Source organism: Micromonospora sp. NPDC005237 (genome assembly GCF_040607775.1).
Taxonomy (GTDB): domain Bacteria; phylum Actinomycetota; class Actinomycetes; order Mycobacteriales; family Micromonosporaceae; genus Micromonospora.
In genome coordinates, this window is sequence record NZ_JBEXHJ010000010.1 from 89997 (window position 1) to 101940 (window position 11944).

At 73.7% G+C, this 11944-nt stretch carries 12 protein-coding genes; 3 read left to right on the forward strand and 9 right to left on the reverse strand.

All coding sequences use genetic code 11. The features are described 5' to 3' along the window. Position 1: 1 nt before the first annotated feature. From ABZT87_RS26290 to ABZT87_RS26320, 7 genes are read right to left on the reverse strand one after another with little or no spacing between them, the layout of a single operon-like run. The gene (locus tag ABZT87_RS26290; RefSeq protein ID WP_355067542.1) at positions 2 to 256 is read right to left on the reverse strand and encodes an acyl carrier protein; all 255 of its coding nucleotides are present in this window, start codon (positions 254 to 256) and stop codon (positions 2 to 4) included. Between the two features lie 18 nt (positions 257 to 274). Then, positions 275 to 748, reverse strand: a complete 474-nt coding sequence (locus ABZT87_RS26295; protein WP_355138875.1) for a beta-hydroxyacyl-ACP dehydratase — start codon at positions 746 to 748, stop codon at positions 275 to 277. Beyond that, complete coding sequence (locus ABZT87_RS26300; protein ID WP_354855239.1) at positions 748 to 1218, reverse strand: hypothetical protein; 471 nt, start codon at positions 1216 to 1218, stop codon at positions 748 to 750. The genes ABZT87_RS26295 and ABZT87_RS26300 overlap by 1 nt, the downstream gene beginning before the upstream one ends. Beyond that, positions 1215 to 1967, reverse strand: coding sequence for a 3-oxoacyl-[acyl-carrier-protein] reductase (gene fabG, locus ABZT87_RS26305; RefSeq protein WP_355138877.1), 753 nt, complete (start codon positions 1965 to 1967; stop codon positions 1215 to 1217). Before fabG ends, ABZT87_RS26300 begins: the two co-directional genes overlap by 4 nt. A gap of 12 nt (positions 1968 to 1979) precedes the next feature. Further along, a complete protein-coding gene (locus ABZT87_RS26310; protein ID WP_355138879.1) occupies positions 1980 to 3233 on the reverse strand; it encodes a CoA transferase in 1254 nt (417 codons plus the stop codon). Positions 3234 to 3238: 5 nt separating this feature from the next. Continuing rightward, positions 3239 to 4378, reverse strand: coding sequence for a steroid 3-ketoacyl-CoA thiolase (locus ABZT87_RS26315; protein WP_355138881.1), 1140 nt, complete (start codon positions 4376 to 4378; stop codon positions 3239 to 3241). Between the two features lie 41 nt (positions 4379 to 4419). Continuing rightward, positions 4420 to 5694: a cytochrome P450 gene (locus tag ABZT87_RS26320; RefSeq protein ID WP_355138883.1), complete on the reverse strand. Its 1275-nt coding sequence runs from the start codon at positions 5692 to 5694 to the stop codon at positions 4420 to 4422. 78 nt (positions 5695 to 5772) lie between these two features. Here ABZT87_RS26320 and ABZT87_RS26325 point away from each other — a divergent pair, with 78 nt between their 5' ends. Genes ABZT87_RS26325 through ABZT87_RS26335 form a run of 3 tightly spaced genes read left to right on the forward strand, consistent with a single transcriptional unit; the run spans position 5773 to position 10485 of the window. Beyond that, complete coding sequence (locus ABZT87_RS26325; protein ID WP_355138885.1) at positions 5773 to 6984, forward strand: cytochrome P450; 1212 nt, start codon at positions 5773 to 5775, stop codon at positions 6982 to 6984. Continuing rightward, on the forward strand, positions 6981 to 8189 hold the full coding sequence (locus ABZT87_RS26330) for a cytochrome P450 (RefSeq protein WP_355138887.1): 1209 nt from the start codon (positions 6981 to 6983) through the stop codon (positions 8187 to 8189). The genes ABZT87_RS26325 and ABZT87_RS26330 overlap by 4 nt, the downstream gene beginning before the upstream one ends. A 34-nt stretch (positions 8190 to 8223) precedes the next feature. Beyond that, positions 8224 to 10485 carry a xanthine dehydrogenase family protein molybdopterin-binding subunit gene (locus ABZT87_RS26335; RefSeq protein ID WP_355138889.1) on the forward strand — a complete coding sequence of 754 codons (2262 nt, stop codon included), beginning with the start codon at positions 8224 to 8226 and terminating at the stop codon, positions 10483 to 10485. 232 nt (positions 10486 to 10717) lie between these two features. On the opposite strand, the gene ABZT87_RS26340 is transcribed toward ABZT87_RS26335, so the two are convergent. After that, positions 10718 to 10912, reverse strand: a complete 195-nt coding sequence (locus ABZT87_RS26340; protein WP_234584997.1) for a ferredoxin — start codon at positions 10910 to 10912, stop codon at positions 10718 to 10720. Positions 10913 to 10915: 3 nt separating this feature from the next. After that, positions 10916 to 11941, reverse strand: a complete 1026-nt coding sequence (locus tag ABZT87_RS26345) for a methyltransferase (protein WP_355138890.1) — start codon at positions 11939 to 11941, stop codon at positions 10916 to 10918. Positions 11942 to 11944: the final 3 nt, after the last annotated feature.

Below are 11944 nucleotides of genomic sequence, written 5' to 3' on the forward strand. Positions count from 1 at the left end.
GTCAGTCCTGCCAGCCGGCGTGTCGCGCCACCACCTCGTGGACGGCCTTGAGGCTGCGCATCTCGTTCAACTCGGCCTGCGGGATCTCCACCTTGTACTTCTTCTCGATCCGGGCCAGGATCTCGATCGCCCGCAACGAGTCCGCCTCGTACTCCTCGACGAAGTCGGCGGTGTCGGCGACCTCCTCGGGTTCCAACTCGAGCACCTCCGCCACGATCTCCCGCAGCTCCGCCATGTGCTTGTCGCGTTCACTCATCGGGGTTCCCTCTTCCTCTCATCGTTTCCGCTCCGCGATGGCGTCGGCCGGTCGGACGACAGCCATCATCGAGCCGAACTCCGCCACCTGGTCGGTCCCCACCCAGCTGGATCCGGCGGCGAACGCGGCGCCGTGCACGACCTGTTCCAGTCGAACCCGGTGCCGGATCACGTCGCCCGGGTACACCGGGCGCAGCAGCACGCAGTCCCGGGCCGCGGTGAACATCGGCAGCCCGGTCGTGCCCGGCCCGCGCGACAGCAGCCACAGCACCGCCGCGCCCTGACCGAACGACTCGATCAGCAGCGAGGCCGGGTAGGCGTACCGGTCGGGGGCCTGCCCCTCGGCGATCCCCCGATAGCAGGGCTCGCAGCCGGTGACCGCCTTCACGGCCTCCAGGCGCACTCCCGGCTCGACGCTGTCGACCCGGTCGAGCAGCAGCATCGGGTACCGGTGCGGCAGCAGGGCCCGCAGCTCGCCGTGGTCGAGTCTCATCAGGCGTTCCCGCCGTCCGCGCTCGGCCAGCGGTAGACGGCGCGCACCGTCGCCGCGTGGACCCCGTCGCCGCGTACGCACCGGGCGGCGACGTCGAAGGACTGGTCGTCGCCGACCGGGCCGACCGACGCCTCGACGGTGAGCGTGTCGCCGGCCAGCAGCGGGGCGAGGAACCGGGCGGAGCGCAACCGGTGCAGCTGGGGCAGCCGGCCGGCGCAGTAGCCGACGGCCGACGTCACGGCCTGCCCGATCGTCTCCAGGGTGAACACGCCCGGATAGACGGTCAGCTCGGGGAAGTGCCCGGCCAGGTAGACGTCGGCGGCGTCGACTGTGGTGCCGGCGCGCAGGCTGATCCCGCCGCGCGGCCCGGCGGACACCTCGACCCAGTCGATGGCCGGCAGAGGCGCCGCCGCGGCCTCGTACGTGTCGACGGGGCGGGTCGCGGCGCTGAACGCGGGTGCGGCGGTCACAGCACGATCCCCCCGTCCACCCGGATCACCTGGCCGGTGACGTAGCCGGCGCGGTCGGAGAGCAGGAACTCGACCAGGTCGGCGACGTCGGCGGGCGCGCCGAAGCGGCCCAGCGGGATCTGCCCCAGCGCCTGCTCGCGTAGCTTCGCCGGCAGCGCGGCGGTCATGTCGGTCTCGATGAAACCGGGGGCGACGACGTTGACCCGTACGCCGTACCCGGCGACCTCCTTGGCCAGCGACAGGCTGAGCCCGATGATGCCGGCCTTGCTGGCGGCGTAGTTGGTCTGCCCGGTGTTGCCGGTGATCCCGGCCACCGAGGACAGGTTGACGATGGCGCCGCGGCGTCGCTTGAGGAAGCGGAACGCGACGGTCCGGCAGGTGTTCCAGGTGCCGGTGAGGTTGGTGCCGATCACGTCGTGCCACTCGTCCGGGGCCATCAGCACCAGCGGCCGGTCCCGGGTGATGCCGGCGTTGTTGACCAGCGCGGTGAGCGGCCCGAGGTGCCGCTCGGCGGCGGTGACGAACGCGTCGACCGCGTTCGGGTCGGTCACGTCGCACGGCCCGAACCACGACCCGACCCCGTACGCCTCGACCTCCGCCCGGGTCTTGTCCGCGGCCTCGCTCGGCGCGCTGTAGCAGCCCGCCACCGCGTACCCCTGCGCCGCGAGCCGCAGCGCGACGGCCCGGCCGATTCCCCGGGACACCCCGGTCACCAGCGCGCAGCGCGGCGCGTCGCCTGCCGTTGTCATGTCACCCCCTGCTCATCCGATGGCCCGTTGCGCGCGCAGCCGGTCCCGCGTGGCCGCGTCGACGCCCACCTCGTCGAGAACCCGGTCGGTGTCCGCGCCGGGCTCGGGGGCGCCGGAGCGGACGGCGGTCGGTGTCCGGGAGAACTTGACCGCCGGCCCGGTCAGTGGCGCGGTGCTGCCGTTGGACAGCACCGTCTCCTGCACCATGGCCCGGGCGTGCACCTGCGGGTCGGTCGCGGCCTCGGCGAAGGTCCGCACCCGCTCGGCGGTGATCCCGTTGGCGTCGAGGGTGTCGACCACCTCGGCGCAACTCCGCCCGGCGCACCAGTCGGCGAGGACAGCGTTGACCGTGGCGCGGTTGTCGCGGCGTTCCTCGTTCGTCGCGTACCCGGGCGCGCGGGCCAGTTCCGGGCGGCCGACGACCTCGGCCAGGCGACGCCAGGAGCGGTCCAGGGCGACCGCCACGTAGACGTGGCCGTCGGCGCACCGGAAGCAGCCGGCCGGCACCACGAAGTCGGCCTGGTCGCCCCAGCGGCGCAGCGGCACCCCGGTCGCGCCGAGGGTGAGGTAGCCGTTGCTGGAGAACAGCAGCGAGTCGAGCATGCTCACGTCGACGTGCTGACCCTCGCCGGTGCGGTCGCGGTGGCGCAGCGCGGCGAGCGCGCCGATCACCGCGTGCAGCCCGGCGAGGTCGTCGGCGAGGAAGGTGGGCGCCTTCAGCGGAGCGCCGTCGGGGTCGCCGTTGAGCGCCATCCAGCCGGCGGCCGCCTGGGTGGTCGGGTCGTACCCGGGTCGCTGCGCGTCGGGGCCGTACTGGCCGTAGCCGGAGACGGAGACCAGGACCACGTCCGGCCGGACTGCCCGGCACGCCTGGTAGCCGACGCCCCAGGCGTCCAGCGTGCCGGGCTTGTAGTTCTCCACCACCACGTCCGCGGTGGCGACGAGCCGCAGGAAGACCTCGGCCGCGCCGGGGCGGCGCAGGTCGAGCCCGATGCTGCGCTTGTTGCGGTGCACGCTCTGCCGGAACCAGGACAGGCCGGTGCCGGGAATGTCCGGGGGCATCAACCCCTCCCGGTTGCCGGGCATCTCCACGCGCAGGACGTCCGCGCCGAGGTCGGCCAGGACGCAACTGGCGATCGGGCCGGACCAGACCTTCGTGACGTCCAGGACCCGTACGCCGTGCAACGGCCCGGTCAGGTCGTGGCGGGCGTCGGCGTAGAAGGCCGCGGCGTCGCGGGCCGGCGCGGTGCGCGTCTCGGTGTCCATGCCGCCTACTCCCGCACCAGCAGCGACGCCGTGCCGAGCGAGCCGCCGCAGCACATGGTGACCAGGGCGGCCTCGCCGTCGGCGCGTTCCAGCTCGTGCAGGGCGGTCACCAGCAGCCGGGTGCCGCTGCTGCCCAGCGGGTGCCCGAGCGAGATGGCGCCGCCGTTGACGTTGACCCGGTCCAGGTCGGCGTCGTGGTGCGCGGCCCAGGACAGCACGACCGCGGCGAACGCCTCGTTGACCTCCACGACGTCGATGTCGTCGAGGGTCCTGCCGGCGCGCTTGAGCAGCTTGCGGGTGGCCACCGTGGGGCCGTCGAGCAGGTAGTAGGGGTCGGCGCCGGTGACGACCTGGTGCGCCAGCCGGGCCCGGGGCCGCAGGCCGTGCGCGTCGGCCCGCTCCCGCGACATCCACAGGATCGCCGCGGCGCCGTCGGAGATCTGCGAGGTGGTGCCTGCGGTGTGGATGCCGTCCGGGAGCACCGGACGCAGGGCGGCCAGCCCGTCGGCGGTGGTGTCGCGGATGCCCTCGTCGGCGTCGACCGACGTGCCGTCGGGCAGCGGCACGGGCGTGATCTCCCGGTCGAAGCGGCCCTCGTCGCGGGCCCGCGCCGCGCGCTGCTGCGAGCGCAGCCCGTAGGCGTCGGCGTCCGCGCGGGTCAGCCCCTGCCGGGCCGCGATCCGCTCGGCGCCGCCGAACTGCGCCTTCGGCGGATCGTCGTACGGGTAGTCGGGTGTCTTGTAGTGGCCGGGCCCCTGGTAGAGGTTGGTGCCGACGGGCACCCGGCTCATCGATTCCACGCCGCAGGCGATGCCCACGTCGATGGCGCCGGCGGTGATGAGCGCCGCGATCAGGTGGTTGGCCTGCTGCGCCGAGCCGCAGGAGGCGTCGACGGTGCTCGCCGCGACCTCGTAGTCGAGTCCACTGTTGAGCCACGCGTTGCGGGTGACGTTGAGGCTCTGCTCGCCGACCTGCGTGACGCAACCGCCGATGATCTGCTCCACCTCGCCGGGTGCGATGCCGGAGCGGCGCAGCACCTCGACCTGCACGTGCCGCAGCAGCTGCACGGCCTTGAGGCCGGACAGCGCACCCTCGCGCCGGCCGATCGGCGTCCGCACCGCCTCGACGATCACCGCCTCCGGCATGGACTCCCCCTCCTGGTCGGCGCGTGGTGGTTCGCTGGTGCTCAGGCCGGGACGAGCCGGACGCGCAGCTCCTCCAGGCCCCGGAACGTGCTGCTGTGCCGCCATTCGAGGTCGATCTCGTCGGCGTCCGGGTCGGCCAGCTCGATGACCGCGAACCGGTCCACCAGGCGGCGGAAGGCGATCTGCCCCTCGGCGCGGGCGAGCTGCGCGCCGAGGCAGTGGTGCGGGCCCCAGGCGAACGACAGCGGCGTCTCCGGCGGTTCGGCGCCGGCGAAACGGGCGATGTCGAGCCGGTCCGGGTCGGCGTAGCGGGCCGGGTCACGGTTGGCCGCGCCGATCAGGGTGATGACGTGTTCGCCGCTGGCGAGCGGGGTGCCGTCGACGAAGGTGGTGTCCTCGAAGGCGGCCCGGCCCAGCACGTGCACCGGGGAGTCGAAACGCAGCAGCTCCTCGACCGCGGAGCGGGTCAGCTCCGGTTCGGTGCGCAGCCGCTGCAACTGGTCGGGGTTGCGGCACAGCGCGTGCGTGCCGAGCCCGATCAGGTCGGTCATGGTCTGGAAGCCGGCGCCGAAGAGCAGCACGATCACCTGGATCAGCTCGTCGACCGAGAGCCGGTCACCGTCGATCTCGACCTGGCCGAGCGCGGAGGCGAGGTCGTCGCGGGGATCCTCACGGCGCTTGCGGACCAGGTCGGCGAAGTACTCCTCCATCTCGCCGAGCGCCTGATCGGATGCCTTGAGCACCTCCTCCGGGGCGAAGATCTCCAGCCCGCCGGACGCGGCGCGGGTGAGCCGGCGCAGCAGCGGCCAGTCCTCCGGCGGCACGCCGACCAGCTCGCCGATCACCATGACCGGCAGCGGGAAGCCGAACGAGCCGACGATGTCGACCTCGCCGCCACCGGGGCCGATGCGGGCGGTGATGTCGTCGAGCAGCCCGTCGACGAAGGCGGTCAGTCGGGGGCGCAGGGTCTCGGTACGCCGCGGGGTGAACACCCGGCTGACCAGCCCGCGCAGCCGGGTGTGCTCCGGCCCGTCGAGGAACAGCAGGGTGCGGGCGCCCTCGCGGCCACGGGAGTCGCCCATCCGGGGGCGTTGCGCGGACTTGTCCAGCGACGGGTTGCGCAGCGCGGCCCGGCAGTCGTCGTACGCGGTGAGAACCCAACCCACACCCTGACCGGGCTGTTCCATCCGGTACTTGGGCGCCGCGGTCCGCAGCGCGTGGTAGTGCGGGTACGGGCTGCTGACGGTGGCCGGGGCCTTCATCAGCAACTCCATCGCGATGATCCGGGGGTCAGCGCTCACCACGGTCTCGGTCATGGCTCGGAAGCCTAATAGTGTTTCGCGTATCTCGGAAGTACTTGTTTCTCGTATCTTTGGTTGAGCATACTGGCGGGCATGACCTCGGCCCGTACCGGCATGCCGCCGAGATTCGACGCCCGTGATCCCGCGGTGGTGGCCGACCCCTATCCCACCTACGCGGCGCTGCGGGCGGCCGGCCCGCTGTGCCGGATGGGCCCCGGCAGCTGGGGTGTCACCCGCTACGCCGACGTCGCCCGGCTGGTCCGCGACCCGCGCCTGGGCAGCGAGTTCCCGGCCGCCTACCACCGGATGTCGGCCGGCGACGGCGCGGCCGGCGACTTCTTCGGCAGCATCATCCTCTACCGCGACCCGCCCGAGCACGGCCGGCTGCGGCGCCTGATGGCCAAGGCGTTCAGCCCCGCCCTGGTCCGCCGGCTGCGCCCCCGCATCGAGCAGATGGTCACCGAGCTGCTGGCCCCGGCGACCCGCACCGGACGTTTCGACGCGGTCTCGGATCTCGCTTTTCCCCTGCCGGTGATGGTGGTCTGCGCCCTGATGGGCATCCCGCCGGCCGACCACGAGCGCATCCGCCCGTACGCGCTGGACCTGAGCAAGGCGTTCGCCGCGATCGTGCCCGACGACGACCGCCCAGCCGCCGACCGGGCGGTCGAGTGGCTGCGCGGCTACCTCGGCGACATCCTTCAGCGGCGTCGCGCCGAACCCGGTGAGGACCTGCTGTCCCGGATGCTGGCCGCGACCGACGACGACGGCGCCGTGCTCGGCGACGACGAGATCGTGGACAACGCGGTCTTCGCCTTCTTCGCCGGCTTCGAGACCACCACCAACCTGATCGCCACCGGGGTGGCCGCCCTCCTCGATCACCCCGACCAGCTCGCCCTGCTCCGGTCGGACCCGACCCTGACCCCCCGGGCGGTCGAGGAGTTCCTGCGCTACGACGCCCCGATCCAGGGCGTCGCCCGCCTCGCCCGGGAGGATCTGGACGTCGGCGAGCGCACCATCCGCGCCGGCCGGGTGCTGATCCTGCTGCTCGGCAGCGCCAACCGCGACCCCGACCAGTTCGCCGCTCCGGACCGCCTCGACATCACCCGCGCGGAGAACCCGCACCTGTCCTTCGGCGGCGGCATCCACCACTGCCTCGGCGGCTACCTGGCCCGGGTGGAGGCGCAGGTCGCGTTCGAGACCCTGCTGCGCACCTTCGGCACGCTGACCCCGGCCGGCCCGGCCCGCCGGCAGACCGACGGGACGCTGCGCTCGTACGCCAGCGTGCCCGTGGCGGTGCGGCCGTGAGCCCCGCCGGCCGCGTCCTGCCGGCGCGGATGGACCCGCTCGCGCCCGAGGTCGTCGCCGACCCCTACCCGACGTACGCGCGGATGCGGGCGGCCGGCCCGCTGTGCCGCTTCGGGCCGGCGAGCTGGGGTGTGACCCGGCACCGGGACGTGGCCGCGCTGCTGCGCGACCGCCGGCTGAGCAACACTTTCCCGGAGGACGACCCGCAGTTCCGGATGGCGCAGGATCTCTCCCGCGAGGTGTTCCGCCGCATCATCCCCACCCGCGATCCGGACGACCACAGCCGGCTGCACCAGCAGATCGTCCGCGCGTTCAGCCCCGGCGTGGCCCGGCGCACCGCGAGCCGCGTCGGTGACCTCGTCGACGAGCTGCTCGCCCCGGCGCTGGACGCCGGCCGCCTGGACGCCGTCGCCGACCTGGCGTTCCCGGTCGCCGCGACAGTCGTGTGCGAACTCATCGGCCTGCCGGCGGCGCGGACCCGGGCCGAGGTCTGGCCCCGCTCGGCGGCGCTGGGCCGGGCCTTCACGCCGTTCCTGCCCGAGGCCGACCGCGCGGCGGCCGACGAGGCCCTCGCGTGGCTGCGCGGGTACGTCCGCGACCTGCTCGCCGACCGGCACGCCGATCCGAACGGCGACCTGCTCGACCGTATGCTCGCCGTGGCGGACCCCGCCGAGGGGATCGACGAGGTCGTCGACAACATCGTCTTCCTCTGCTTCACCGGCTACGAGACGACCATGAACATGGTCTGCACCGGCAGCATCGCCCTGGCCGACCGGCCCGACGAGTGGCGTCGGCTGCGCGCCGACCCGTCGCTGGCCGCCACCGCGGCCGAGGAGTTCGTCCGGTTCGACGCCCCGATCCAGTACACCGCGCGGCTGGCGTTGGCCCCGATCCCGGTCGGCGACCGGGTGATCCGGCCCGGCCGGTCGGTCTTCCTCCTGCTCGGCTGCGCCAACCACGACGAGGACGTCTTCGCCGACCCCGCTCGCGTCGACATCGGCCGGCACCCCAACCCGCACGTCGGCTTCGGCGGGGGCGTACGCGGCTGCCTCGGCGCTTCGCTGGCCCGCATCGAGGGAGCTGTCGTCTTCGAGCGGCTCGCGCACCGGCTCACCGACATCGACCTGGCCGCCGAGCCGGTCCGCGAGCCCAGCGCCCTCTTCCGGTCGTACGCGTCGATCCCGCTCGCCGTCACCCCCGCCTGAGCGGGCGCCGGGCCGCAGCAACCAGGAGTCGCAGATGTCACTGATCGGCCGACCGGTCCGGCGTACCGAGGACCGCGCCCTGCTCACCACCGGCGGCACGTACGTCGACGACGTACGGGTGCCCGACTCGCTGGAGCTGGTCGTCGTCCGCTCGACCGTGGCCCACGGCCGGTTGCGAGGCGTGGACACCGACGCCGCCCGCCGGGCCCCCGGCGTGGTCGCGGTGTTCACCGCGGCGGACGTGGACCTGCCGCCGCTGCCCCCCGAGGCCGGGGTGCTGAACCAGAAGATGACCACCCCGGTGCTCGCCGACGACGTGGTGCGCTTCGTCGGCGAACCCGTCGCCGCGGTGCTGGCGACCAGCCGCGCCGAGGCGGTCGACGCCGCAGCCCTCGTCGCGGCCGACATCGCGCCCCTGCCGGCCCTGGTCGACGTCGAGGAGGCCCTCGCCGACGAGCTGGTGCTGCACCCCGAGGCCGGCACGAACATGGTGCTCAAACTGGGCTTTCGGCGCCCGGCCGGACGCGCCGAGCTGCACGAGGGCGCCGAGGTGGTCGTCCGGCAGCGGATGCGCAACCCCCGGGTCGCGCCCTGCCCCCTGGAGGCCCGCGCCGGGCAGGCCGAGTGGGGGCCGGACGGGCTGCGCTACCGCGCCGGCAGTCAGGCCGTGCATCTGTGGCGCGGCCAGCTCGCGGCGGCCCTCGGTGAGCCGGAGGACCGGGTCCAGGTGGTCAACGGCGACGTCGGCGGGGCGTTCGGCTCCAAGGCGTTCGCCAGCCGGGAGGACGTCCTCGTCGCCTGGGCCAGCCGTCGGCTCGGCCGCCCGGTGCGCTGGGCGGAGACCCGCAGCGAGAGCATGACCGCCGCCGGGCACGGCCGGGCCCAGCACCAGAGCGCCGAGCTGGGCGGCACCCGCGACGGGCGGATCGTGTCGTACGCGCTGGAGGTCGTGCAGGACGCCGGGGCGTACCCGCGCATCGGCGCGATCCTGCCGTTCTGGACCCGGACGATGCTCACCGGCCCGTACGCGATCAGCCGGGCGAAGTTCAGCTCGTCCAGCGTCACCACCACGACCACGCCCGTGGTGTCGTACCGGGGCGCCGGGCAGCCGGAGGCCGTCGCCGCGCTGGAGCGGATGGTCGACGTGTACGCGGCGGAGATCGGCCTGGACCCGGCCGAGGTGCGTCGGCGCAACCTGCTGCCGCCGGAGAGCTTTCCGGTCACCACGGTGACCCGCGCCCGCTACGACACCGGCGACTACCCGGCGGCGCTGGATCGGGTGCTCGCCGAGGCCGACTACCCGGCGTTACGCGCCGAGCAGGCGGCCCGCCGCGAGCGCGGCGACGTCCAGCAGCTCGGCATCGGCCTGTCCACCTTCGTGGAGATCACCGGCGCGGACACCCGCAGCGAGTACGCCTCGATCCGCGTCGACACCACCGGCCGGTTCACCGTCCACTCCGGCACCTGCCCGCACGGGCAGGGCCACGTCACCGCCTGGGCGATGCTCGCCGCCGACGTGCTCGCCGTGGCGCTGGACCGCGTCGACGTACGCCACTCCGACACCGCGACGATCCCCGCAGGCGGCGGCACCGGAGGGTCCCGGTCGTTGCAGACCGGCGGCATGGCGGTCCGCGAAGCGGCCCTGGCCCTGGTGGAGCGGGGCCGGGACGCGGCGGCTGGACACCTGGGCGTGGCCCGCGACGAGGTGGAGTACACCGAGGGACGGTTCCGCTCGACCACCGGGCACGTCGTCCACTGGACCGAGCTGGCCACCGCCGACGGGCCTGACGGTGGGCTGTCGGCCGAGGCGACCTTCCAGCCGACGGCGGCGACCTGCCCGTTCGGCGCGCACCTGGCGGTGGTGCTGGTCGACACCGAGACCGGTCAGGTGACCCTGCGCCGGGTGGTGGCCGTCGACGACGCGGGCGTGCTGCTCAACCCGCTGCTGGCCGAGGGGCAGGTGCACGGCGGCCTGGCGCAGGGCGCCGGTCAGGCGCTGGTGGAGGAGGTCCGTTTCGCCGCCGACGGCATGCCCCTGCACGGTGACCTGCACCGGTACGCCATGATCGGCGCGGCCGAGCTGCCCTCGTTCGAGACGGTGGCGACGCAGACCCCCACTCCGGTGAACGCGCTGGGCGCCAAGGGCCTGGGCGAGTCGGGTGCGGTGGGACTTCCGCCGGCGGTGCAGAACGCCGTGGTCGACGCCGTCCGCCACCTGGGCGTGCGGCACATCGACATGCCGGTGACCGCCGAGCGGGTCTGGACGGCCATCCGGGAGGCGTACGCCGTCCGCTAGCTCCGACGCCACCGCGCTCCGCGGGCGGCGGGCGGCGGGCGGCGGGCGGCGGGCGGCGGGGGATGTTTAGGCCCGTCCTTTGCTCTGCTTCAACCCACGCAACACCACGCGTCCGTTATCCGGACACCGGGTGTTGCCTCCGTTGAAGCAGAGCAAAGGATCCGATGCGCAGGCGTAGCCCCTACGTCCTCGACCCGGTGCAGGCACGGGCGTGCCGGGATCGGGTACGTCGTCAGTCGTCCACGACGGACAGCGCCTGCTTCGGGCAGCGGCGGGCGGCCTCGCGCACCCGGTTGGCCAGCGAGCCTTCCAGCGGCTGTTCGGTGATGTGCAGACGGTCGTCCTCACCGACGTCGAACACCTCGGGCGCCTGCCCCACACAGACCGCGTTGCTCTCGCAGCGGGAGAAGTCCACGACCAGTCGCATCGCTTACGCCTCCGTCTTCGCGACGATCTCGAGGATGGGGAACATCATGGTGGGCACGCTGCGCGCCAGCCGCAGGTCGGCGGCGTCCAGCAGCCGTTCGATGTGCTCGCGGGAGCGGGCGCCGCCGCCGACCATGGCCAGCAGGAGCAGGTCGTAGAGGCGGCCCACGTCGAAGCGGTCGCCGGCCTCGACCACCGGCTCCAGCACCAGGAGCCGGCTGTCGGGCCGCATCGCCGCCCGCACGGCGCTCAGCAGTCGTACGGCGTTGTCGTCGTCCCAGCCGTAGAGGATCCGCTTGAGCAGGTACGCGTCCGCGCCGGCCGGGATGGTCTCGAAGAAGCTGCCGCCGGTCACCGTGCACCGCTGGGCCACGCCGAGCTTCTGCAGCACCGGTTCGGCCTCGGCGACCACGTGCGGCAGGTCGAACAGGGTGCCCCGCAGCTGCGGGAAGCGGGTCATGATGCCGCCGAGGAAGGCGCCGTTGCCGCCGCCGACGTCGACCACAGTGGTCAGCTCACCCCACGGGTACGCGGGCAGCGCGGCCCGCAGCTCCAGCCGCGTGGCCGCCTGCTGCGAGGCGTCGAAGCGGGCGCTGTCGTGCGGATGGGCGGCCATGTACGGCCAGTAGCCCTCGGGGTGGACCTGGTCGAACGACGCCTCTCCGGTGCGGATGCTGTGGTCGAAGTGGGCCCACGCCTCGATGTCGGGCTCCAACAGCGGGTACGCGTCGCGCAGCGACAGCGGGTGGTCGGTGCGCAGCGGCTCGGCGAGCTTGGTCAGGCCGAACACCTCGGGCTCGACCTCGGTGAAGATGCCCTTGCCGGCGAGCGCCCGCAGGGCGCGCAGCAGCGACGGGGCGTGCGCGCCGGTGGCCTCGGCCAGCTCGCTGACCGGCCGCGGCCCGTCGACGAGCTGGTCGGCGACGCCCAGCTCGGCGACCGCGCGCACGGTGAACGGCACGATGTAGTCGGCCAGCTCGGTCAGTCGGAACACCGACTCGATGTCGATCCGGGGTCGGCTCGGGGCCATCGA

Excerpts from the sequence above, each read along its gene's own strand:
- ABZT87_RS26290 (WP_355067542.1), bottom strand. The coding sequence starts at position 256 with ATGAGTGAACGCGACAAGCACATGGCGGAGCTGCGGGAGATCGTGGCG.
- ABZT87_RS26295 (WP_355138875.1), bottom strand. The coding sequence starts at position 748 with ATGAGACTCGACCACGGCGAGCTGCGGGCCCTGCTGCCGCACCGGTAC.
- fabG (WP_355138877.1), bottom strand. The coding sequence starts at position 1,967 with ATGACAACGGCAGGCGACGCGCCGCGCTGCGCGCTGGTGACCGGGGTG.
- ABZT87_RS26310 (WP_355138879.1), bottom strand. The coding sequence starts at position 3,233 with ATGGACACCGAGACGCGCACCGCGCCGGCCCGCGACGCCGCGGCCTTC.
- ABZT87_RS26315 (WP_355138881.1), bottom strand. The coding sequence starts at position 4,378 with ATGCCGGAGGCGGTGATCGTCGAGGCGGTGCGGACGCCGATCGGCCGG.
- ABZT87_RS26320 (WP_355138883.1), bottom strand. The coding sequence starts at position 5,694 with ATGACCGAGACCGTGGTGAGCGCTGACCCCCGGATCATCGCGATGGAG.
- ABZT87_RS26325 (WP_355138885.1), top strand. The coding sequence starts at position 5,773 with ATGACCTCGGCCCGTACCGGCATGCCGCCGAGATTCGACGCCCGTGAT.
- ABZT87_RS26335 (WP_355138889.1), top strand. The coding sequence starts at position 8,224 with ATGTCACTGATCGGCCGACCGGTCCGGCGTACCGAGGACCGCGCCCTG.
- ABZT87_RS26340 (WP_234584997.1), bottom strand. The coding sequence starts at position 10,912 with ATGCGACTGGTCGTGGACTTCTCCCGCTGCGAGAGCAACGCGGTCTGT.
- ABZT87_RS26345 (WP_355138890.1), bottom strand. The coding sequence starts at position 11,941 with ATGGCCCCGAGCCGACCCCGGATCGACATCGAGTCGGTGTTCCGACTG.